This window comes from Mesorhizobium sp. P2_C7 (assembly GCF_056404515.1).
The window spans coordinates 904,742-926,768 of sequence record NZ_JBFUDW010000001.1 but is presented as its reverse complement, the minus strand read 5'-3'; the positions used below and the strand labels follow the sequence as shown (position 1 = coordinate 926,768).

Here is a 22,027-nt window from a genome sequence, read left to right as displayed (position 1 = left end):
CGCGCTACTCGGCCGCGGCGCGGATGCCCGGCATGTCGGGAAAGGTGCAGATGACGGTCGTGCCCTTGTCCTTGCCGGTTTCGATGCGAACGCTGCCGCCATGCAGCTCGACAAAGCTCTTGACTATCGACAGGCCGAGACCGGCACCGCGCCGGCGGCCGCCATTGGCACGCGGCTCAAAACGGCGGAACACCGAATCGAGCAGATCCGGCGGCATGCCGGGGCCGTCGTCATGAACCGAGAATTCCACACCGTCCGCCAGATGGCGGCAGGTTAGCCGGATGGTGCTGGCTTCCGGCGCATAATTGGCGGCGTTGCTGAGCAGATTGTAGAGGATCTGGCGGACGCGGATCTCGTCGCCGTGGAACGTCTTCGGCGCAGCAGTGGCGTCAACCTCGAGCCTGATCGAATGCTCTTCCAGCCGGTCGGCCACCAGTTCGGCCGCGGCAGCGATGGTACGATCGACATGCACCTCTGAAATGTCGAGCTGCATGATGCCGGCGTCGACCGTCGCCAGGTCGAGGATGTCGTTGACGATGGTGAGCAGGACCGAGGAAGACGATCCGACATGCTCGACATATTCGCGCTGCTTCTGCGTCAGCGGGCCGGTCGCAGGCAGCGACAGAAGTTCGGTGAAGCCGATGATGTTGGTCAGCGGCGAGCGCAATTCATAGGAGACGTGCTGGACGAATTCGTTCTTGAGCTGATCGGATTTCTGCAGCGCCTCGTTCTTGTCCTTCAGCGCCCGCTCGACGTTGACGCTGTCGGTGACGTCGACGAAGGTCATCATCACTTGCCCGTTGGGCAGCGGGATCATGGCGTAGCTCAGCACATTGCCATTGTTGAGTTCGGTCTGGCCGTGACGGTCACGGCGCTCGTCGTCGAACCCGGTGATGGCGGCAACGAAACCCGGCCAGGGACTGTCCGCCGCCGCCTGCCGGTCGCAAAGGTCGCGGATCGCGGACACGTGCACATTGGGCTTGGCCGCATCGCCGCTCAGGCCCCAGAGCTTGGCAAAGGCAGGGTTCGACAGACGAAGCCTGCCATCGGGGCCGAACACCGCCACGCCTTCGGCAAGATTGTCGAGCGTCTCGCCCTGCACCCGCACCGCTGTCTGGTAGCGGCTTTCGAGGTCCATCTTCTCGGTCAGGTTCTCGAACACCCAGGTCACGCCGCCCTTGGGCTGCGGGTTGGCGACGACGCGGATGGTCTTGCCGTCCGGCAGATGCCACCAATGTTCTTGCGATTCGACGGCGCGGTAAGCGCCGAGCAGGCCTTCCTTCCAGCGGCGCCATTCCGGCTGTTCGGCGATCTTGCCCGAGCTACGCAGCCGGTCGAGCAGTAGGGCATTGTCGGGAGCGCTGTGCAGGAAGCCGCTGTCGAGACCCCACAGCTTCTGAAAAGCCTGGTTGAAGAACCGCAATTTCTCGTCGGTGTCGAAAATGGCGACAGCCGTGTTGAGTTGATCGAGCGTGTCGGCGTGGCTCCTGACGGTCCGTTCGTACTCGCTGCGAACGGTCTCGATGGCGCTGGTGTCGCAGGCAAGGCCGGCCGAGCCATCGGCGCCGGCAAAATCGGTGACCGCAAACACACGACGGTCGCCTTCGATCACGGTGGAAAGCGACTGCTCGAAGACCGGGTGCGTCTTGTGCTGGGCGGCAATCGCATCGCGTGCCTGGCCGCCGAGGAACTCCTTTGCCTCGCGAACCGCGGCTTCGGCATTTTCGGCTTCGACCGCATCGGCATAGGCCCGGTTGACCCACTTCAGCCGCCCGTCCTCGCTGCGAAGCCATGCCGGCATGTTCAGCGCGTCGAGCAGGCCGATCATCGTGTCATGGTCGGCGGCCAGCCGCTGGTTCTCGATCTTCAGCCTGGCCTGGCTGCGCTGCGTCTCCGAGAGCGAGACGAAACGTACCAGCACGTGGGCTGCGCTTTTGCGGCCATGCACTTCGAGCGGTGCGCCGGCCTGCGATTCGATGACGAGGTCGAAGTGTTTCGCCTTCTCGCGCAATCCCGCGACGGCATGTTCGAGCGCCGCCGCCGAACGCGGCATCAGCCAGCGGCCGAAAGCGAGGAAAGCGGCACGGTCCTCGGGGGCACCGCTTTCCACGGGCAATGTGCCGATGAGTTCGGGCTTCTTGTTTTCCGCGGCCCAGACGACCAGGCGCTGGTCGCGCAGATTGATCAGCGCCTCCGAGCGGCGCAAGGCCGCGTTGATGTCGGCGAGGCGGCTCCTGAGTTCGACATTGTCCGCCGAGGTGCGGGCTCTTTCGCGGATGAGAACGATGGCCGACAGAAGTGCCGCGCCGGTCACGCCGACAAACACCGCAAGCTGCATGACCTCGATCGCGCTGATCGACATCCCGGCCGTGGTCACGCCGGCGGCTTCGGCATGCGCAACCGCATTGGCCAAGGGGCAGGCAAACGCGGATGTGGCAAGGAACAGTGCCGCGCGAGCACGCCATGACAGGCTTCCGCCGTGCAAGGCAGAGCCAGTAACCCCCGAATCGTCTTGGCCGCCGGAAACGGCCCGTCCCGCTCTGTGCGGGTGTTGCCCCGGCATGTCTTGGTCCTCTCCGCCGCCTGAATGCAAGACCGCCCTGATGCGCGCCTCTCTTGATCCCCACTCGGGCCGGAAGCGTCGCGAATCACCTGACAATAAACCCTCGCCGAATCGCCGTGAAGGCTGGCGGCGCGCAAAAATAAAGCCGGGCGAAAAGTCAATCGCCCGGCATCAATATCTGGTAGCAATTTTAGCTTTGGTTAATAGCGGTAGTGTTCCGGCTTGAACGGTCCCTGCTGGGTCACGCCGATATAGGCAGCCTGCTCGCCGGACAACTCAGTCAGGCGGGCGCCAAGCTTGTCGAGATGCAGGCGCGCGACCTTTTCATCGAGATGCTTGGGCAGGACATAGACCTGGTTCGCGTACTGGCCGGGCTTGGTGTAGAGCTCGATCTGGGCCAGCACCTGGTTGGTGAACGAGGCCGACATGACGAAGCTCGGATGACCGGTGGCGTTGCCGAGATTGAGCAGCCGGCCTTCCGACAGCAGGATCATCCGCTTGCCGTCCGGGAAGGTGATCATGTCGACCTGCGGCTTGACGCTAGTCCATTTGAGGTTGCGCAGCGCGGCCACCTGGATCTCGTTGTCGAAGTGACCGATGTTGCCGACGATGACCATGTCCTTCATCGAGCGCATGTGGTCGAGGGTGACGACGTCCTTGTTGCCGGTGGTGGTGATGACGATGTCGGCGGTGGGCGCCGCATCTTCCAGCGTGACGACTTCAAAACCGTCCATCGCCGCCTGCAGCGCGCAGATCGGGTCGACCTCGGTGACCTTGACGCGGGCGCCGGCGCCCTTGAGCGAGGCCGACGAGCCCTTGCCGACGTCGCCGTAGCCGCAGACGACCGCGACCTTGCCGGCCATCATGGTGTCCGTGCCACGACGGATGCCGTCGACCAGCGATTCCTTGCAGCCATATTTGTTGTCGAACTTCGACTTGGTAACCGAGTCGTTGACGTTTATGGCGGGGAAGGGCAGCAGGCCCTTCTTCTGCAACTGGTAAAGCCGGTTGACGCCGGTGGTCGTCTCTTCGGTGACGCCGCGGATCGCTGCCTTCTGCTTGGTGAAGAAGCCTGGCGAAGCCTTCAGGCGCTTCTTGACCTGGGCGTAGAAGTATTCCTCTTCCTCGCTCTGCGGGTTGGACAGCACGTCCTCGCCGGCCTCGGCGCGGGCGCCGATCAGGATGTACATGGTGGCGTCGCCGCCATCATCGAGGATCATGTTGGAGGCGCCGCCGTCGGCCCACTGGAAAATCTTGTCGGTGTAGTCCCAATACTCCTCGAGCGACTCGCCCTTGACGGCGAACACCGGGATACCGGCCTCGGCGATGGCCGCGGCCGCATGGTCCTGAGTCGAGAAGATGTTGCAGGAAGCCCAGCGGATATCGGCGCCGAGCGCCTTCAGCGTCTCGATCAGCACCGCCGTCTGGATGGTCATGTGCAGCGAGCCGGTGATGCGCGCGCCCTTCAGCGGCTTCTTGTCGCCGAATTCCTCGCGGCTGGCCATCAGGCCCGGCATTTCGGTTTCGGCGATCTCGATTTCCTTGCGGCCCCAGCCGGCAAGCGAGATGTCGGCGACCACATAGTCCTTGCTACCCGTCATGGCAGTGCTCCGATGCGAATTGTTCTTGCTGCGAATTGGTTGCGGATGCGCCCACGCCAGTCGGCGCGTCGAAGGGCGCGAATTGCCGGTCTGACTAGCAGATCGGCGCTCAGACGACAATGGGATATAAAGAAATCTTTATCCCTGCATGTCCATCGGACATGCTTTGGCGATGTTGAGGATCAGCTTTCCTCGCCGAAGCGGGACGCCACCAATTGCTCCAGCGCGTCGATGACCTGCAGCGCCTGCGGCCCGCTGGCGGTGACACGGATCGAGTAGCCCGGGCTTGCCGCCAGCATCATCAGGCCCATGATCGAGGTGCCGCCGACCTTGACGCCATCCTTCTCGACATGCACCGAAGCGTCGAAGCCGCTCGCCAGCTGGACGAATTTCGCCGAGGCGCGCGCGTGCAGGCCGCGCTGGTTGATGATGGGAAAGTCCCGGACGATCTGATCTTCTTCCGGGGACAGCGCGTTCATTTGCTGCTCAAAAGCTGGCTGGCGACGTTGATGTATTTGCGGCCGGCCGCCTGCGCCTCATCAAGTGCGGCGGCCATGTTGTCGCCCTTGCGGATCGAGGAGAGCTTGATCAGCATCGGCAGGTTCATGCCGGCGATCACCTCGGTGCGGCCGGACTCCATCACCGAAATGGCAAGGTTGGAAGGGGTGCCGCCGAACATGTCGGTCAGCACGATGACGCCCGTCCCGGTGTCGACACGGGCGACGGCATCGACGATGTCTCGACGACGCTGCTCCATATCGTCATCGGCGCCGATCGCTACGGTTTCGAAATTGTCTTGTGGCCCGACGACATGTTCCACGGCATGTCGGAACTCGGCGGCCAGTTGACCGTGCGTTACAAGCACGAGTCCGATCATTCTTTGGTGGCTCCCGTCATCGCCGCTTCACAGGCGCATATTATGCTCGCCAGCCATTCCAGGCGGCGGGAGCGCTATCTTGTCGACGCGCGGCCGGTTGACAAGCCCCAAATTGCGCCGGCCCATGCCATTTTGACGCATTGCAGCAAAAAATCCTAAGCGGATCATAGAAAAGGCGCGATCGACAGCCGCGCCATCACGGCGGGCAGGGCAGTGGCGGCGTTGCGCTCGGCAAGGTCGATACGCGGCACCGGGCAGCCTGCGACCGGCTCGCTTATTTCCTCCTGGAAACGGGCCATGTCTGCCTTTTGCACCAGCCTCACATGCAGGTCGATCACTCCGCCCGGCTCGAACGGCAGCGGGCACGGCATGAACCCAGGTACTTCGGCGAGACCGGCGATGGTCGCCGGCACGCGACAGACCAGCCGCCCGGCGCGGGCTGCGGCAAGCAGCCTGTCGTCGCCAATCAGCCGCGAGAACAGCCCGCGCGCGCGGCAATGGTCCAGGAGTGTCAGCGCCAGCGTCGTCTTGCCGGCGCCGGACGGCCCGGTGATAAGGACGCCGCGCTCGCCGATCAGGATCGCGGTTCCGTGAATGTTTTCAGGCTGCGCAACTGGATCAGGCACGATCTTGCCCGATCATGTTTTTGAACGAAGCATGATCTTGCCCGAAAACCGCTTCCCACTTTCCGGGATCATGCATTTTAGATGAAGCATGACCTTGTCCGAAAACCGGTTTCCACTTTTCGGGATCATGCTTCGGCCGGTAGCGTCACGACAAAACGCGCACCCTTGATTTCGCCGGGCTTGGTGCCGGGGATGTTCTCGGCGGTCAGGGTGCCGCCATGGGCCTCGACGATCTGCCTGGATATCGACAGGCCAAGGCCCGAATTCTGGCCGAACGCCTCGCCTGCGGGCCGGTCGGTGTAGAAACGTTCGAAGATGCGGTCGATGTTGTCGGCGCGAATGCCGGGACCATTGTCGTCGACGGTGACGATGTTGAACTTGCCCGCACGGGCCAGCGATACGCTGATGTGGCCATGGTCCTCGGGAACGAAGGAGCGGGCGTTCTCGATCAGGTTGGTGATGACCTGGCCGATGCGCAGATCATGACCGACGACCACATAGCCTTTGACGCCCTGCGGCAGCTTGGCGACCTTGAACTCGATCTCGACGGCCTTCTTGTTGCGCGTGGCTTCACGCGAAACGGCAACGAGATCGGTGATGAATTTCTTCAGGTCGACCGTGCCTGCATCTTCGCGCGCCAGTTCGGCATCAAGACGGGAGGCGTCGGAAATATCGGTGATCAGCCGGTCCAGCCGCCTGACATCATGCTGGATAATGTCCATCAGCCGGCTGCGCGAATTGTCGTTCTTGGCCAGCGGCAAGGTTTCCACTGCGCTGCGTAGCGAGGTCAGCGGGTTCTTCAATTCGTGCGACACGTCAGCGGCAAAGCTTTCGATCGCCTCGATGCGGGCGTAGAGCGCGTTGGTCATGTCGCGTATGGCGATCGACAGATTGCCGATCTCATCCTGGCGGTCGGAAAAGTCCGGGATTTCCTCGCGGCTCTTGACGCCGCGCCGCACCCGCACGGCCGCCGCCGACAGCCGGCGCAGCGGATTGGCGATGGTGGAGGCGAGCAGCATCGACAGGATGGCGGTGACAAGCGCCGCGATGCCGAAGACGCGCAGGATCGCTTTGCGCTCGGCGGCGACGATCTTGTCGATGTCGCCGCCTTCGGTCGACAGCATCAGCACGCCGAGAACGGCGCGGAAGCGCTGGATCGGCACCGCCACCGAAACGATCTGCTCGCCCTGTTCCGAGATGCGCACGATGGTCGACGGGCTGCCGGTGAGCGCCTTGACCACTTCCGGGAAGGCGGCGCCATTGCCGCCCGGCTGCTCGTGATAGACCGGCAGTTCGGTGTTGCGGAAGAAATCGAAGACGAATTTCTGGATGCGCTCGACCAGATCGGGCTCTTCCTCTTCGACCGGCGGCAGGTCGTAGCGCAGGATCTGGCCGCGCGAATAGAGATGGCGCGAATCGAGCAGCAGATTGGCGTCGCGGTCATAGATGCGGGCGCGCGTCCGGGTCGGCGAGATCAGCCTTCGCAGCACCGGCGCGACACGTTCCGGATTGATCGGGAAGTCGAGATTGTCGAGCTGGTCGGAGCCCGGCCCGAGACTTTCCCCGGCCTGCAGCTCGAGCAGCTTTTCCGGGTCGATGCTGATCGAATCCGTCTCGACCGTCGCCGACGCGGCGATGGCGCCGGCGATGATCTCGCCCTGGGTCATCAGGCTCTCGACCCGGGCGTCGATCAGCCCGTCACGGAAGGTGTTGAGATAGAGGATGCCGGTGACAAGGACGGCCAGGCCGGCGAGGTTGAGGAAGAGGATACGCCGAGTCAGGCTGGAAAAGATATGATGGCCGAGGAAGCGGCGCATCGGCACCGTGATTTTCGAGAGGAATGACGGCATGATACGCGACGGCCGCCTCGCAGCGCCCGCCGGTCTTGCTCGCTGTGCTTCCACTGCCATCGAATAGCAGCTCCCGCCTAGTCTTTGCCTTGATGCATGTCGTTGTCCCAAAACCGGGCCCACTTTTGGGCGACATGCATTACCTTGCTTTGACGCATGTCGTTATCCCAAAACCGGGATCACTTTGGGCGACATGGATCGACTTACGCTTCGCGGAACCGGTATCCGACTCCGTAAAGCGTTTCGATCATCTCGAAGTCGTCGTCGACGGCCTTGAACTTCTTGCGCAGCCGCTTGATGTGGCTGTCGATGGTCCGGTCGTCGACATAGACCTGTTCATCATAGGCCGAATCCATCAGCGCATCACGGCTTTTTACGACACCGGGGCGCTGCGCCAGCGAGTGCAGGATCAGGAACTCGGTGACGGTCAGCGTCACCGGCTCGCCCTTCCAGGTGCAGGTGTGGCGCTCCTGGTCCATGACCAGCTGGCCGCGCTCGAGCGACCGGGCCTGCTGACTGGGCGTCTTTGCCGCAGCCTCGCGGGCACTGGCACGGCGCAGCACGGCGCGCACCCGCTCGACCAGTAGACGCTGCGAGAACGGTTTGCGGATGAAATCGTCGGCGCCCATCTTGAGGCCGAACAATTCGTCGATCTCGTCGTCCTTTGAGGTCAGGAATATCACCGGAAGGTCGGACTTCTGGCGCATCCGGCGCAGCAGTTCCATGCCATCCATGCGCGGCATCTTGATGTCGAGGATGGCAAGGTTCGGCGGGCGTGCCGCCAGCCCTTCCAGCGCAGACGCACCATCCGTGTAGGTCTCGACGCGGTACCCCTCGGATTCGAGGGCGATCGACACCGATGTCAGAATGTTGCGGTCGTCATCGACAAGCGCGATTGTTGCCATTTCAAGCGGCTCCCTCATGAGCTGTCCCTTCTTTCGTAGAGAAGGGGCTTTTGCAGGACAAATTAGGTACAAAATGTGGCATAGGCCTTGACCGCTGTCACGCGCGGCATGCCGGCGGCCACAATCCTACCCCGATATGGATTGGACGAACGAACACTGCCAATCCTTTGGGCAACCACCAAAGTTTTTGCACATATAAACGATTTAAACAACTTTCAAAATTTTTAAATCGATTAATGATTTGATATCATTTGGCTTTTCTGGTTCTGACGAACTCAGCCTGCTTGTGGGCATGCCGGAATATACGCCGGCAAAGACGCGGAAAACGAAGAGGGACACTTGATGTCGGAAGTCGGAAAACGCAATTCTGCCTGTGCGATCGATCATATCGGCCTGAAGACCACCGGCGTGGTGCGCTATAATTTCGGCGCGGCAGCCCTTTACGAGGAATCGATCCGGCGCGGCGAGGCCCGGCTCACCGCACATGGCGCACTGGTCGCCGAGACCGGCCAGCACACCGGTCGGTCGCCCAAGGACAAATTCGTCGTGCGCGACGGCGCCACCGAGCCGCATATCTGGTGGGACAACAACAAGGCGATCTCGCCGGCCCAGTTCGACCTTCTGCTTGCCGATTTCCGCGCGCATGCCGCGGACAAGGATCTCTACGTGCAGGATCTGGTCGGCGGCGCCGACGCAGGGCTGAAACTGCCGACCCGGGTGGTTACCGAACTTGCCTGGCACTCGCTGTTCATCCGCAATCTGCTCATCCGCCCGGGTGCCGCCGAGCTTGATCATTTCGTGCCCGAGATGACCATCATCGACCTGCCGTCGTTCCGTGCCGATCCCGCCCGCCACGGCAGCCGTACCGAAACGGTGATCGCTGTCGACCTGACGCGCAAGATCGTGCTGATCGGCGGCACCTCCTATGCCGGCGAGATGAAGAAGTCGGTGTTCACCATGCTCAACTATCTGTTGCCGGCGAAAGGCGTGATGCCGATGCATTGCTCGGCCAATGAGGGTGCGAGCGGCGACGCCGCCGTCTTCTTCGGCCTGTCGGGGACCGGCAAGACGACGCTGTCGGCCGATCCGTCGCGCACGCTGATCGGCGACGACGAGCATGGCTGGGGACCGCACGGCATCTTCAATTTCGAGGGCGGCTGCTACGCCAAGACGATCAAGCTGTCGGCGGAAGCCGAGCCGGAAATCTTCGCCACCACGCAGCGCTTCGGCACAGTGCTGGAAAATGTCGTGCTTGGCGCCGACGGTGTGCCGGATTTCAACGATGGAAGGCTCACCGAAAACACGCGCTGCGCCTATCCGCTGGATTTCATCCCCAATGCCAGCAAGACGGGACGCGCCAATCATCCGAAGAACATCATCATGCTGACCGCCGATGCCTTCGGCGTGATGCCGCCGATCGCCCGCCTGACCCCGGCGCAGGCGATGTATCATTTTCTGTCCGGCTACACCGCCAAGGTGGCCGGAACCGAAAAGGGAGTGACCGAACCCGAAGCGACGTTTTCGACCTGCTTTGGCGCGCCGTTCATGCCGCGCCATCCCTCGGAGTACGGCAATTTGCTGCGCGAACTGATTGCCCGCCACGACGCCGACTGCTGGCTGGTCAACACCGGCTGGACCGGCGGCGCCTACGGTACCGGCAAGCGGATGCCGATCAAGGCAACGCGGGCATTGCTTGCGGCGGCACTCGACGGCTCGCTGAAGGCGGCCGAGTTCCGCACCGACCCTCATTTCGGTTTCGAGGTGCCGGTGGCGGTTCGCGGCGTCGACAGCGCCATTCTCGACCCGCGGTCGACCTGGGCCGACAAGGCGGGTTACGACCGGCAGGCGACAAGGCTGGTCGGCATGTTCGCCGTCAACTTCGAGAAATTCGAAAGCCATGTCGACGCCGTAGTGTTGGGTGCCGCGCCACGCATGCAGGAAGCGGCGGAGTAATCACGTCATTGGGCTGAACTCAGCCTGTCGTTGAAAGGCCAGGTTTCGATCGGGCCTTTTCTTTTTCGATCCGCCGCGCCATGACTGCGGCATGGCGAGCGACGACGACATCATCATTGCCGACGATACGGTGATCCACCCGGGCGACCTGCACGAGGACTTCATCCGCTCGTCCGGTCCGGGCGGCCAGAACGTCAACAAGGTGGCGACGGCGGTACAACTGCGCTTCGACGCGGCCAACGCAGCCGGCCTTTCGGAGCGCGTGCGCGAGCGGACGATCAAGCTTGCCGGCCAGCGTGCCACCAAGGACGGCGTCATCGTCATCGAGGCAAGCCGCTTCCGCACGCAGGAACAGAACCGGGCGGACGCACGGGCAAGACTCACGGCGCTGGTCGCCAAGGCCGCCGAGCCGCCGCCGCCACCACGCAAGAAGACGCGGCCGTCGAAAGGCGCGGTGGAGCGGCGGCTGAAGAGCAAGGCCGGACGCGGCACGATCAAAAAACTGCGCGGCCGGGTCGGCGACGACTAAGCCTTCGGAAGCGTCTGGAGATACGGTTTTCGGGTCGCTGCCGGTGACCCGTCATGGCATCATGTTTTCGCACGACCAATGTGATTGAACAGCCTCATGCTCGTCCTGCCCAAAGGCGTCCGCCACATGCCGGCCTATCTGTCTCGCACCGTGCAGGAAACGCTGGTCGAGGCGGTGAGAGGCATCGTGCAGCAGGCGCCGCTGTTCGTGCCGGCGATGCCGCGCACCGGCAAGGAGATGAGCGTGCGCATGACCAATTGCGGCCCGCTCGGCTGGGTCACCGACAAGGAGCATGGCTATCGCTACCAGCCGACGCATCCGGTGACTGGATTGCCGTGGCCGCCAATTCCGGGCGGGCTGCTCGAGCTGTGGCGGCAGGTGTCGGGCTACCCACATCCGCCGGAAGCGTGCCTGGTCAATTTCTATACCCCGGAGGCCAAAATGGGCCTGCATCAGGACCGCGACGAGGCCGATTTTTCGGCACCGGTGGTTTCCGTTTCGCTGGGCGACGATTGCCTGTTCAGGGTCGGCCAGACGCGTGAGGGCGGGACGAAGTCGTTCAGGCTGAAAAGCGGCGACGTCGTGGTGCTCGGCGGCGAAGGACGCCTCAGCTTTCACGGCGTCGACCGCATCTACCCCTCGACCTCGGCACTGCTGAAAAATGGCGGCCGCATCAATCTGACGCTGCGGCGGGTGACGAAACCAACCTCCGCTGGGACCAACGAAGTTTCGGGAGACTGACGCGCTGGGCGGCCGTCGTCACAGCTTCCTGAGCGCCACTTCCTCGATCAGGTGATCGGCGCCCTTGCGCAGGATGAGGTCGGCGCGAGCCCGCGTCGGCAGGATGTTCTCACGCAAATTCTTCAGATTGATGTTGGTCCAAAGGCCTTCGGCGATGGCGCGGGCCGAATCCTCCGAGAGCTGCGAATAGCGGTGAAAGAAGGAATCCGGGTTGCGAAAGGCGGTCTCGCGCAACCGCATGAAACGGGCGGTGTACCATTGATGGATCAGTTTCTCGTCCGCATCGATATAGATGGCGAAGTCGAAGAAGTCCGACAGGAAGGGCACGATCTTGCCGTCCTGTGGCAGCTTGCCGGGCTGCAGGACATTGATGCCTTCGAAGATCAGGATGTCTGGGCGGTCGATGGTGACGAACTCGCCGGGAATGACGTCATAGGTCAGGTGCGAATAGACCGGCGCGCGGACATTGCGCTGCGCCGACTTGATGCCGGACAGGAAGCGCAGCAGCGCGCCGACATCGTAGCTATCGGGAAAACCCTTGCGCTCCATCAAATTTTCGCGGCGCAGCACCTCGTTGGGCAGCAGGAAGCCGTCGGTGGTGATGAGATCGACCTTGGGGCTCGACGGCCAGCGCGCCAGCAGCTCCTTCAACACGCGTGCGGTGGTCGATTTGCCGACCGCGACGGAGCCGGCAATGCCGATGATGAACGGCGTCTTTTCCACGTCGACCGCGTTGAAGAAGGCCTGGCGTTGCCTGAACAGCAGCTGGCTCGCTTCGACATGCGCCGATAAGAGCCGCGACAGCGAGAGGTAGATGCGCTTGACCTCTTCGAGGTCGACCGGGTCGTTGAGCGAGCGCAGGCGGCGGAATTCATCCTCGCTCAGCGTCAGCGGCGTGTCGGCGCGGAATTGCGACCATTGCTCGGCGGAGAAGAAACGAAAGGGAGAATATTTCTCGGTCGGCGCGAGCTGATCCATCGAGATACCTGCCCTCCCTCACGGTCAGCCCTTGGGCCGTGACGCCTTCTCGGCAATGCCCGAACGACCGGTGCGGTCTTCGAGTTCCCTGAGCACGCCGCTCAACGGAACCCCTGAGATGCCGAGAACGACGAGCCAATGATATATAAGATCGGCACTTTCCGAAACGAGAGCCTGTTTGTCGCCCTTGACGGCGGCAATCACCGTCTCGACCGCCTCTTCGCCGAGCTTCTGCGCCGCCTTGTCGATGCCGCGTGCGAACAGCTTTGCCGTCCAAGACTCCGGGTCACCGGAATGGGCGCGTTCCCTGACGATTTTTTCCAGATCGGAGAGCGAAAACTCGGTCATGGCGCCTAGAGCCTTTTCTTAGCCGGAAAGCCTCTAGGGCCGATCCGCGGGCGAGTCCAGCCGCATCGACAGCCCGGCCTGGGCCATATGCGCCTTGGCCTGCCCTATCGTGTAGGTGCCGAAATGGAAGATCGAAGCGGCCAGCACCGCGCCGGCATGACCGTCGCGGATGCCTTCGACCATGTGATCGAGCGTGCCGACCCCGCCGGAAGCGATGACCGGCGCGCGCACCGCATCCGCAATCGCGCGGGTCAGTGCGATGTCGTAGCCAGCCTTGGTGCCATCCCGGTCCATCGAGGTCAGCAGGATTTCGCCGGCGCCGCGATCGACCATCAGCCGAGCGAATTCGACCGCATCGATGCCGGTTTTTTCGCGCCCGCCATGGGTGAAGATCTCCCAGCGGTCGGCTTCGCCGGCGCCGGATACTTTCTTGGCGTCGATGGCGACGACGATGCACTGGTTGCCGAACTTGTCGGCGGCCTCGGCGACGAAATCCGGGTTCTTCACCGCCGCCGTGTTGATCGACACCTTGTCGGCGCCGGCCAAAAGCAGCTTCCTGATGTCGGCGACCTGGCGCACGCCACCGCCGACCGTCAGCGGCATGAAGCACTGTTCGGCGGTGCGGGCGACGACGTCGAAGATGGTCTCGCGATTGTCCGATGACGCCGTGATGTCGAGGAAGCAGAGCTCGTCGGCGCCGGCCGCGTCATAGGCCTTGGCCGCCTCGACCGGATCGCCGGCGTCGATGAGATCGACGAAGTTGACGCCCTTGACGACACGGCCGTTCTTGACGTCGAGGCAAGGGATGACACGGGCTTTCAGCATCACCTTCCCTCTATCGTGGCGATGAGATCGTTAAGCAACTGGCCGACCAGCGGTGGAACATCGCCCTGGGCGTCGAAGGCCGGATCGTAGGCGGAAACGGTGATGCCGACCACCGGCAACGCTAGCGCCATGGTGCAAGCCGCGCCGCGCAGCTGTTCCGGGTTCGGCCCGCCCGAAGTGACGTAACGGTTGGCCTGCAGTTCCTCTGGATCGTGCACGTCCAGATCGAGATGCATGTGAATGCGTTTGGCGCCGGCGGCCTTCAGCTTTTCGGTCGCCTGGACCACTCCGGGACATTCCGTTCGAAGGATCGGCAATGTCTCGAGAAGCTGTTTTTCCGCCGGATCGAGATCGCGTGCGTTGACGAGCACGCAACGTGACGGATCGATCGGCTGGAAGCCGGGAATGGCCGCCGCCATCGGGCGCCAGCACAGGCCGAGCACGGTCGCCAGCGCCATGCCGTCGAGAAAGCCATAGACGGATGTCTCGGGCGTGTTGAGATCGCCATGCTGGTCGGCCCAGACGATCGCATCGGCACCTTCGCCAGCGACCGCGCCGGCGCTGGTCAGGCAATTTCCTGAGAGAACGATGGGAAAGCGGCCGCTGTCGCGAGCAAGGCGAACCATGGCGGCTACCGCGTTGCAGACGGCAAAGCCGGTGGCGATCTCGCGCTCCTGGACGTCGCCTACCCTGCCTATGTCTTCGACGACAACGTCATGACCGGCTATGGTCAGGGCTTCGACCAGCCCGCCGGATATCAACGCGTCGGGACCCTGGCCCATGCCGCCATGATAGTGGCCGCTGTCATAGGACGCCAGGATGATGGAGATCTTCACCGCTGCGTCTCCACCGCCGGCCTGCCTTGCAGGATCGCCAGCGCCTCGGCCGGATCGATGCGGCCGTCATAGAGCGCCCGGCCGGAGATCGCGCCTTCGAGCTTTTGCGCATCGGGCATGGTCATACGCACGATGTCGGCGATCGAGGCGAGGCCGCCGGACGCAATGACGGGAATGGACACGGCGTCGGCGAGGTCGATGGTGGCATCCCAGTTGATGCCGGTCAGCACGCCGTCGCGGTCGATGTCGGTGTAGATGATGGCGGCGACGCCGGCACCTTCGAATTTCTTCGCCAGTTCGATAACACCGAGGCTCGATGCCTCGGCCCAGCCCTCGACGGCGACCTTGCCCCCCTTGGCGTCAATGCCGACGGCCACCTTGCCAGGAAAAGCCTTGCAGGCCTGCTTGACCAGATCGGGATCGCGCACCGCCACCGTGCCGAGGATGACACGGGCGAGCCCGCGGTCGAGCCAGTCTTCGATCTGCTCCAGCGTGCGGATGCCACCGCCGAGCTGGACCGGGTTCTTGGTCGCCTTGAGGATGGCTCCGACCGCCGCGCTGTTGACGCTCTGGCCCTTGAAGGCGCCATTGAGGTCGACGACATGCAGCCATTCGAAGCCCTGTTGCTCGAAGGCTTTTGCCTGGGCCGCCGGGTCGTCGTTGTAGATGGTCGCGGTCGCCATGTCGCCGTGCTTCAGGCGCACGCACTGGCCGTCCTTGAGATCGATGGCTGGAAACAGGATCAATTTTCAGGCGCCTTCAACGATGACGAAATGGCCGGTCGAGGCGGCGAGCCGGAACTTCGAGGCGTGCTGATATTCCGGCGAATGATAGCATTCGACCGCCTTGTCGTAGGATTCGAACTCGACCAGCACATGACGGTTGCCGGTCGGTCCTTCGGGATTCTCGTAGCGACCGGCCCGCACCGGGAATTTCGCGCCGTATTTCGCAAAGGCCACCGCATTCGCCTCGATGTACTGCTTGTACACATCGGGATCGCGGACATCGATCATAGCCATCCAATAGCCCTTCTTGCTCATGATTCTTCAGGGCCTCCAGCGCAGGAAATTGGTGATCAGCGCCAGGCCCAGCGCCTGGCTCTTTTCGGGATGGAACTGCGTGCCGACGAGATTGTCGCGAGCGACGGTGGCCGTCACCGGGCCGCCATAGTCAGCGACTGCCAGAACCTCATCGGACCTCCGCGCATCGAGATGGTAGGAATGCACGAAATACGCATGCAGTCCGCTGTTTCCGGTCGGAATGCCCGCAAACAGTGGGTGTTGACGCTTGAGTTCGATCGTGTTCCAGCCGATCTGCGGGATCTTCAGCGCCGAATCGGCCGGCATGATCTCCTTGACGTCGCCGGCGATCCAGCCAAAGCCGTGGGTTACGGTCTTTTCCAGGCCGCGCTGCGACATCAGCTGCATGCCGACGCAGATGCCCAGAAAAGGCCGGCCCTTGAGGATCGCGACTTCCTCGACCGCTTCCCACATGCCGGCGACGGCGCGCAAGCCGGCCGCGCAGTCGGCATAGGCACCGACGCCGGGCAGGACGATTCGGTCGGCGGTGCGGACCCGTTCGGCGTCGGCGGTCAGGTCGATTTCAGCCGATATGCCGGCTTCACGCGCGGCGCGCTCGAAGGCCTTGGTGGCCGAGCGCAGATTGCCCGAGCCGTAGTCGATGATCGCAACCCGCATGTCAGGGTCTTCCCGGAATGTGAGTCAGCCCCAGCGCCATGCCCGGCTGCGCCGGGCGCGCCAAGGCGGCATCCGGGACCATGCGCGGCGCCGGCACGGCTTGATCCGAAAATGCTTCCGCCTCCAACGCGTAGCGCCCGTCGGCATCGTCGAGCCGACCGGCCTCGACCACGCCCCATTCATGCCAGCCGCGGCGGCGAAGTGCCGCGATGCGCAGCCCTTGCCCCTCCAACCCGACATAGAGCGAAACCAGCAGCGACAGCAACGAACCGGTCAGGCCGAGGCCGAGCTTTTCGCCAAGCAATGAAAGCAGGGCCGCGACGACGAAGGCGAGCGCGGCTTCGATCCACAGCCGATGCCAGGCAAACCAGAGCGGCGGCACCAGGAAGCCGAGCCAGGTGAAGCCGTCGCGGACAAAGGCCGTTGCGTCGACCTTCTCGCTGCGGCCGGGCGGTTCCATCACGACATAGATGGCCATGACCTTATCCCTTCAACGATCCCTTGGTGGAAGGAACCGCGTCCGGCTGGCGCGGGTCACGCTCGAGCGCTGTGCGCAGCGCACGTGCCACCGCCTTGAAGCAGGTCTCGGCGATGTGGTGGTTGTTGGCGCCATAGTGATTGGTGACGTGCAGCGTGATGCCAGCATTCTGCGCCAGCGCCTGGAAGAATTCACGCACCAGTTCGGTGTCGAACGTGCCGATCTTCGGCGACGAGAAGGAAACGTTCCAGACCAGGAACGGCCGGCCGGACACGTCGATCGCCGCGCGCGTCAGCGTCTCGTCCATGGCAAGGTCGATCGAGGCATAGCGCATGATGCCGCGCCGTTCGCCGAGTGCCTTGGCCAGCGCCTGGCCGAGCGCGATGCCGGTGTCCTCGACGGTGTGGTGGTCGTCGATATGCAGATCGCCCTTGGCCCTGACCGTCATGTCGATCAAGGAATGGCGCGACAGCTGATCCAGCATATGGTCGAAGAAACCGACGCCCGTCGAAATGTCTGACTTGCCCGAGCCGTCGACATGGACCGATACAGCGATATCGGTTTCCTTGGTCTTGCGGCTTGCTTCGGCGGAACGGGGCGACATGATCTTGTCCTTGTCCCAGGGTTTGATGCGTTCCAAGCCTTCGCCGGCTTGAAAACGAAAGCCTTCTAGCAGCATGATCCGGCGATTGCCAGTTGCCATCCGGGTCGCTATCGAGCCGTTTGCAATCACCGGGCCTATGCATACATATGGCCGATCAATTCACTCGTACCGCGCCAATCGCCTTTTTGGGATGGCGCGAATCGGAGCCAGGAAATGTCTGATAATCTGACCATGCACGCCACGACCATCGTGACGGTGCGCAAGGGCAACAAGGTGGTGATTGCCGGCGACGGCCAGGTCAGCCTTGGCCAGACCATCATGAAGGGCAACGCCAAGAAAGTGCGCCGCATCGGCAAGGGCGGCAATGTGATTGCCGGTTTCGCCGGCGCCACCGCCGATGCCTTCACGCTGCTGGAGCGGCTGGAAGCCAAGCTCGAACAATATCCCGACCAGCTGACGCGCGCCTGTGTCGAGCTCGCCAAGGACTGGCGTACCGACCGCTACCTGCGCCGGCTGGAAGCGATGATGCTGGTTGCCGACAAGTCGACCTCACTGGCGCTGACCGGCACCGGCGACGTGCTCGAACCCGAATATGGCGTCATGGCCATCGGCTCCGGCGGCAATTACGCGCTGGCCGCTGCGCGCGCACTGATGGACACCGACAAGGACGCCGAGGAGATCGCCCGCAAGGCGATGCAGATCGCGTCCGACATCTGCGTCTACACCAACAACAACTTCGTCGTCGAAACGCTCGATGCCGGTTGATCCGGCAGCCCTTTATGATTTTCGGCCGGTGACCGAGAAGGACCTGCCGATGATCGCCGGCTGGCTCGCCGAACCGCATGTTGCGGAGTGGTGGGACGACCCCGAGGCCGAAATCGGCGAGATTCGCGACCATATCGACAGCATTTCCGTCGAGCCGCTGATCGTCGAGCTCGACGGCAAGCCGATCGCCTACCTGCAGAGCTACGATCCGCATCTGGAAGACGACCACCCCTATGCCGACCAGCCGTTCGGCACCCTCGGCATCGACCTGTCGATCGGCCAGCCGGAGCTGATCGGCCTCGGCCACGGCTCGGCGATCGTGCGGCAATTCGTCGAGCAGCTGTTCGAGGAAGGCGTTCCGCGCGTCATCATCGACCCGCATCCGAGCAATGCACCAGCGATCCGCGCTTATGAGAAAGCCGGCTTTGCCGCCTTTGACACCCGGACAACGGAATACGGGCCAGCCCTGATGATGGCGCGCGACGCACCACAGGAGGCCGGTTGATCAGCGCTGAAACACTCGACAGGGCAGTCGCAGCAGGTCTGATCTCGCAAATCACGCGGGATCAGCTGGAGGTCATGGAACGCGCGATCGCTCTCCCCCCCGAGGGCAGGCGCGCCGAAGACGATGGTGACGAGGAAAACCTGCGGCTGGTCGGCGGCGGCAACGACCTGTTCGTCACCGTGGGAACCGTCCTGCTCAGCGCCGGCTTCTTCTTTGTCCTCACCACCTTGCTTCCAGGCCAGACATTCTGGATCGCAGGCATCCTCGCGGTGTTCGCCTGGGGGCTCGCCGAAATTGTCACGCGTCAGCACCGGATGAAATTATCGTCGTCCGTGCTGGCCCTGATTTTCATGGCCGCCATTCTGGTCGCTCTGGCRCTACAAGTGGAGGCCAGCTTCGGCATACGCAAGCCGGAGACTATCTGGCAGCTATTGGCGTTGCGCCAGACGGCGTCCCGGGCCGGATATCTGTTCCTGGGCGGAGGAATAATCGCGGCGGCGATCTATTTCTGGCGCTTTCGCGTCCCCATCATTGCCGGGGCTATCGCCATCGCCTTCACACTGCTTGCCTTCCTGCAAACGGCGATAATCCTGTATGACAGTGTGACAACGGGCGCGATTGCGCCGCCGCGCCTTGAGGATGTTCCCGAATTGCTCCGAGCGGCACTTTACATGCCGCTGAGCTGCGGCCTGATCGTGTTCGCAACGGGTGTAGCTTTTGACATTTACGATAGGGATCGACGCAAGATCTGGTCCGATTGCGCTTTCTGGCTGCATGTCGTCTCGGCGCCCATGCTGGTACATCCGCTCTTTATCATGGCAACCGGCCAGAACGTGGTATTCGGACATATCGCACCGGACGCCAATGCAACCATTATGCTGACGATCCTGATCCTTGGCTTCCTCTACGTCGCGCTCGCCATCGACCGCCGTTCGCTTCTGGTTCCTACGTTGGCTTACTTCGGCTCGCTGGGCATCTATTATCTGGTGAATTCCGCCTCCGATTCGACGGGCGTCCCGCCTTTTGCCTTGATCCTGGTCGTTGTCGGCGCGCTGATTATTCTGTTCGGGGCTGGCTGGCAGCGTATCCGGCGGATTGTCGTCAAACCCACCTTGCCTGCGGCCGTGATCCGCCGGCTACCGCCGCTGAAGGCGTGACGGGCTTTGTGATGGTCGAGACGGCGACGCGGAAGAGAGGCAATAGGGCATGAATGCATCGGGCGACGACAACAGCTACTCGGCCTATGAAGACAGCTGGCGAATGGGGCTGCTGCTTGTGCTGGCCCTGCTCATCTTCCAGGCCGGAGCCCTTTACGGCATGGGTCATCCGCCGATCTGCACTTGCGGTTACGTCAAGCTCTGGCACGGCGTGGTGAACAGTTCCGAGAACTCCCAGCACATTTCGGACTGGTACACGTTCTCGCACATCATCCACGGCTTCCTGTTCTATGCGCTGGCACGGTTCCTGTTTCCGCGTTCGCCGATCGGCTTGAGGCTGGCGTTCGCGGTCCTCATCGAAGGCGGCTGGGAGTTGCTGGAAAACAGCCCGTTCATCATCGAGCGCTACCGCGCCGGCACGATCTCGCTCAACTATTACGGCGACAGCATCATCAATTCGGTGTCCGACACACTGGCCATGGTGCTGGGATTTGTGATGGCGCGAAGGCTACCTATATGGGTGATCGTCAGCCTCGCCATCATCTTCGAACTCGGTACCGGCTTTCTCATCCGGGACAATCTGACACTCAACGTGATCATGCTGCTGCATCCGTTCGAGGCCATCAAGCAGTGGCAAAGTGGAATTTAGTGATATGAGCACATTCTCCCCCCGCGAAATCGTTTCGGAACTCGACCGCTTCATCATCGGCCAGAAGGACGCCAAGCGCGCCGTGGCCATCGCCTTGCGCAACCGCTGGCGCCGCCAGCAGCTGGAAGGCCAGATGCGCGAAGAGGTGATGCCGAAGAACATCCTGATGATCGGCCCGACGGGCGTCGGCAAAACCGAGATTTCGCGCCGCCTGGCGCGCCTCGCCGGGGCGCCTTTCGTCAAGGTCGAGGCGACCAAATTCACCGAGGTCGGCTATGTCGGCCGCGATGTCGAGCAGATCATCCGCGACCTGGTCGAGATCGCCATCGGCCTGGTGCGCGAGAAGATGCGCGAGGACGTCAAGGCACGCGCCCACATCAACGCCGAGGAACGCGTGCTGGAGGCGCTGGTCGGCAAGACGGCGAGCCCGGCGACGCGCGACAGCTTCCGCAAGAAGCTGCGCGACGGCGAACTCGACGACAAGGAGATCGAGATCGAAGTAGCCGACACCGGCAATGGCGGCATGCCCGGCTTCGAGATTCCCGGCATGCCGGGCGCCAATATCGGCGTGCTGAACATCAACGACATGCTGTCGAAGGCGATGGGCGGCAAGAAGACCAAGACGCGCAAGACGACGGTCAAGGAATCCTACGCGCTGCTGGTCGGCGACGAGTCCGACAAGCTGCTCGATCAGGAGGAGGTGGTGCGCCGGGCACTGGATGCGACGGAGAATGACGGCATCGTCTTCCTCGACGAGATCGACAAGATCGCGTCGCGTGAAGGCGGCATGGGCGCCGGCGTTTCCCGCGAAGGCGTGCAGCGCGACCTACTGCCGCTGATCGAAGGCACCACGGTGGCGACCAAATATGGGCCGTTGAAGACCGACCACATTCTGTTCATCGCTTCCGGGGCGTTCCATGTCTCGAAGCCGTCGGACCTGTTGCCGGAATTGCAGGGCCGCTTGCCGATCCGCGTCGAATTGCGGGCGCTGGAGAAGGACGATTTCGTCCGCATCCTGACCGAGACCGAAGCCAGCCTGATCAAGCAGTATATCGCGCTGATGAAGACCGAAGGCGTCGACCTGACCTTCACCGACGACGCCATCGATTCGCTGGCCGGCATCGCCGTCGACCTCAATGCCAGCGTCGAGAATATCGGTGCAAGGCGGCTGCAGACAGTGATGGAGCGGGTGCTGGACGAGATCTCCTATGACGCGCCCGACCGCAACGGCACTGCGGTCACCATCGACGCCGCCTATGTGGAAAAGCATGTCGGCGACCTCTCCAGAAACACAGATTTGTCGCGATTCATCCTTTAAAGGACGGCGCCGGGTCACTCCGGCGCCGGCGTCTTCAAAGTGAAGCATGATGGTTTCCAAGAATCGATACCGATTTTTGGGCCGATGCATTGCAACACAGTCCGGCAAACAGAATCATGTGTGGCCAGATGGCACCATCTGGCCACCTTTCGTCTTGCCGGCGGTTGGGGCGCTCTCGACTCGAGAAAGAGCACTACCTAGTTTGCGCGGCAACATCTGCAG

At 62.8% G+C, this 22,027-nt stretch carries 24 protein-coding genes; 8 read left to right on the top strand and 16 right to left on the bottom strand.

Annotated features, from left to right (window positions below; translation table 11 throughout):
- Positions 1–4: 4 nt before the first annotated feature.
- The 7 genes from AC1D2G_RS04450 to AC1D2G_RS04420 all read right to left on the bottom strand — a co-directional run bounded on the left by AC1D2G_RS04450 (position 5) and on the right by AC1D2G_RS04420 (position 8,422).
- On the bottom strand, positions 5–2,563 hold the full coding sequence (locus AC1D2G_RS04450) for a sensor histidine kinase (protein ID WP_477412248.1): 2,559 nt from the start codon (positions 2,561–2,563) through the stop codon (positions 5–7).
- Between the two features lie 200 nt (positions 2,564–2,763).
- Positions 2,764–4,164 carry an adenosylhomocysteinase gene (ahcY, locus tag AC1D2G_RS04445; RefSeq protein WP_477412246.1) on the bottom strand — a complete coding sequence of 467 codons (1,401 nt, stop codon included), beginning with the start codon at positions 4,162–4,164 and terminating at the stop codon, positions 2,764–2,766.
- A gap of 182 nt (positions 4,165–4,346) precedes the next feature.
- Positions 4,347–4,643 carry an HPr family phosphocarrier protein gene (locus AC1D2G_RS04440; protein WP_095083198.1) on the bottom strand — a complete coding sequence of 99 codons (297 nt, stop codon included), beginning with the start codon at positions 4,641–4,643 and terminating at the stop codon, positions 4,347–4,349.
- Positions 4,640–5,041 (bottom strand): PTS sugar transporter subunit IIA, encoded by a 402-nt coding sequence (locus tag AC1D2G_RS04435; protein WP_056589309.1) that lies wholly within the window; start codon positions 5,039–5,041, stop codon positions 4,640–4,642. Before AC1D2G_RS04435 ends, AC1D2G_RS04440 begins: the two co-directional genes overlap by 4 nt.
- 164 nt (positions 5,042–5,205) lie before the next feature.
- A complete protein-coding gene (locus tag AC1D2G_RS04430; RefSeq protein WP_477412244.1) occupies positions 5,206–5,667 on the bottom strand; it encodes an HPr kinase/phosphorylase in 462 nt (153 codons plus the stop codon).
- A gap of 125 nt (positions 5,668–5,792) precedes the next feature.
- Positions 5,793–7,577 (bottom strand): sensor histidine kinase, encoded by a 1,785-nt coding sequence (locus tag AC1D2G_RS04425; RefSeq protein ID WP_095083205.1) that lies wholly within the window; start codon positions 7,575–7,577, stop codon positions 5,793–5,795.
- A gap of 143 nt (positions 7,578–7,720) precedes the next feature.
- Complete coding sequence (locus AC1D2G_RS04420; protein ID WP_013528337.1) at positions 7,721–8,422, bottom strand: response regulator transcription factor; 702 nt, start codon at positions 8,420–8,422, stop codon at positions 7,721–7,723.
- 342 nt (positions 8,423–8,764) lie between these two features.
- On the opposite strand from AC1D2G_RS04420, the gene AC1D2G_RS04415 reads away from it, so the two are divergent.
- The 3 genes from AC1D2G_RS04415 (at position 8,765) to AC1D2G_RS04405 (ending at position 11,645) form a co-directional block, all read left to right on the top strand.
- Complete coding sequence (locus AC1D2G_RS04415) at positions 8,765–10,375, top strand: phosphoenolpyruvate carboxykinase (RefSeq protein WP_477412242.1); 1,611 nt, start codon at positions 8,765–8,767, stop codon at positions 10,373–10,375.
- Between the two features lie 91 nt (positions 10,376–10,466).
- Positions 10,467–10,904 (top strand): alternative ribosome rescue aminoacyl-tRNA hydrolase ArfB, encoded by a 438-nt coding sequence (gene arfB, locus AC1D2G_RS04410; RefSeq protein ID WP_477412240.1) that lies wholly within the window; start codon positions 10,467–10,469, stop codon positions 10,902–10,904.
- A gap of 96 nt (positions 10,905–11,000) precedes the next feature.
- Complete coding sequence (locus AC1D2G_RS04405) at positions 11,001–11,645, top strand: alpha-ketoglutarate-dependent dioxygenase AlkB family protein (RefSeq protein ID WP_477412449.1); 645 nt, start codon at positions 11,001–11,003, stop codon at positions 11,643–11,645.
- Between the two features lie 18 nt (positions 11,646–11,663).
- On the opposite strand, the gene coaA is transcribed toward AC1D2G_RS04405, so the two are convergent.
- Genes coaA through hisB form a run of 9 tightly spaced genes read right to left on the bottom strand, consistent with a single transcriptional unit; the run spans position 11,664 to position 17,411 of the window.
- Positions 11,664–12,623: a type I pantothenate kinase gene (gene coaA, locus AC1D2G_RS04400; RefSeq protein WP_095083214.1), complete on the bottom strand. Its 960-nt coding sequence runs from the start codon at positions 12,621–12,623 to the stop codon at positions 11,664–11,666.
- A 24-nt stretch (positions 12,624–12,647) separates the two neighbouring features.
- Positions 12,648–12,971, bottom strand: coding sequence for a phosphoribosyl-ATP diphosphatase (locus AC1D2G_RS04395; protein ID WP_457150067.1), 324 nt, complete (start codon positions 12,969–12,971; stop codon positions 12,648–12,650).
- Between the two features lie 33 nt (positions 12,972–13,004).
- On the bottom strand, positions 13,005–13,799 hold the full coding sequence (hisF, locus tag AC1D2G_RS04390; protein WP_477412238.1) for an imidazole glycerol phosphate synthase subunit HisF: 795 nt from the start codon (positions 13,797–13,799) through the stop codon (positions 13,005–13,007).
- Positions 13,796–14,632 carry an arginase family protein gene (locus tag AC1D2G_RS04385; protein WP_477412236.1) on the bottom strand — a complete coding sequence of 279 codons (837 nt, stop codon included), beginning with the start codon at positions 14,630–14,632 and terminating at the stop codon, positions 13,796–13,798. The genes hisF and AC1D2G_RS04385 overlap by 4 nt, the downstream gene beginning before the upstream one ends.
- Positions 14,629–15,378 (bottom strand): 1-(5-phosphoribosyl)-5-[(5-phosphoribosylamino)methylideneamino]imidazole-4-carboxamide isomerase, encoded by a 750-nt coding sequence (gene hisA, locus AC1D2G_RS04380; protein ID WP_095083228.1) that lies wholly within the window; start codon positions 15,376–15,378, stop codon positions 14,629–14,631. The genes AC1D2G_RS04385 and hisA overlap by 4 nt, the downstream gene beginning before the upstream one ends.
- Positions 15,379–15,381: 3 nt before the next feature.
- On the bottom strand, positions 15,382–15,672 hold the full coding sequence (locus AC1D2G_RS04375; protein WP_095083230.1) for a DUF1330 domain-containing protein: 291 nt from the start codon (positions 15,670–15,672) through the stop codon (positions 15,382–15,384).
- A gap of 6 nt (positions 15,673–15,678) precedes the next feature.
- The gene (gene hisH / locus AC1D2G_RS04370) at positions 15,679–16,329 is read right to left on the bottom strand and encodes an imidazole glycerol phosphate synthase subunit HisH (RefSeq protein ID WP_477412234.1); all 651 of its coding nucleotides are present in this window, start codon (positions 16,327–16,329) and stop codon (positions 15,679–15,681) included.
- 1 nt (position 16,330) lies between these two features.
- Positions 16,331–16,807, bottom strand: a complete 477-nt coding sequence (locus tag AC1D2G_RS04365; protein ID WP_477412232.1) for a DUF2628 domain-containing protein — start codon at positions 16,805–16,807, stop codon at positions 16,331–16,333.
- A gap of 4 nt (positions 16,808–16,811) precedes the next feature.
- Entirely contained in the window at positions 16,812–17,411 is a 600-nt protein-coding gene (hisB, locus tag AC1D2G_RS04360; RefSeq protein WP_352879363.1) for an imidazoleglycerol-phosphate dehydratase HisB, read from the bottom strand.
- 213 nt (positions 17,412–17,624) lie between these two features.
- Here hisB and hslV point away from each other — a divergent pair, with 213 nt between their 5' ends.
- Genes hslV through hslU form a run of 5 tightly spaced genes read left to right on the top strand, consistent with a single transcriptional unit; the run spans position 17,625 to position 21,805 of the window.
- The gene (hslV, locus tag AC1D2G_RS04355; RefSeq protein WP_095084319.1) at positions 17,625–18,176 is read left to right on the top strand and encodes an ATP-dependent protease subunit HslV; all 552 of its coding nucleotides are present in this window, start codon (positions 17,625–17,627) and stop codon (positions 18,174–18,176) included.
- Positions 18,166–18,681, top strand: a complete 516-nt coding sequence (locus AC1D2G_RS04350; protein ID WP_477412230.1) for a GNAT family N-acetyltransferase — start codon at positions 18,166–18,168, stop codon at positions 18,679–18,681. Before hslV ends, AC1D2G_RS04350 begins: the two co-directional genes overlap by 11 nt.
- The gene (locus AC1D2G_RS04345) at positions 18,678–19,838 is read left to right on the top strand and encodes a hypothetical protein (RefSeq protein ID WP_477412228.1); all 1,161 of its coding nucleotides are present in this window, start codon (positions 18,678–18,680) and stop codon (positions 19,836–19,838) included. The genes AC1D2G_RS04350 and AC1D2G_RS04345 overlap by 4 nt, the downstream gene beginning before the upstream one ends.
- A 49-nt stretch (positions 19,839–19,887) precedes the next feature.
- Positions 19,888–20,487: a DUF2585 domain-containing protein gene (locus AC1D2G_RS04340; RefSeq protein ID WP_477412226.1), complete on the top strand. Its 600-nt coding sequence runs from the start codon at positions 19,888–19,890 to the stop codon at positions 20,485–20,487.
- Between the two features lie 4 nt (positions 20,488–20,491).
- Positions 20,492–21,805 carry an ATP-dependent protease ATPase subunit HslU gene (gene hslU / locus AC1D2G_RS04335; RefSeq protein WP_095083240.1) on the top strand — a complete coding sequence of 438 codons (1,314 nt, stop codon included), beginning with the start codon at positions 20,492–20,494 and terminating at the stop codon, positions 21,803–21,805.
- Positions 21,806–22,027: the final 222 nt, after the last annotated feature.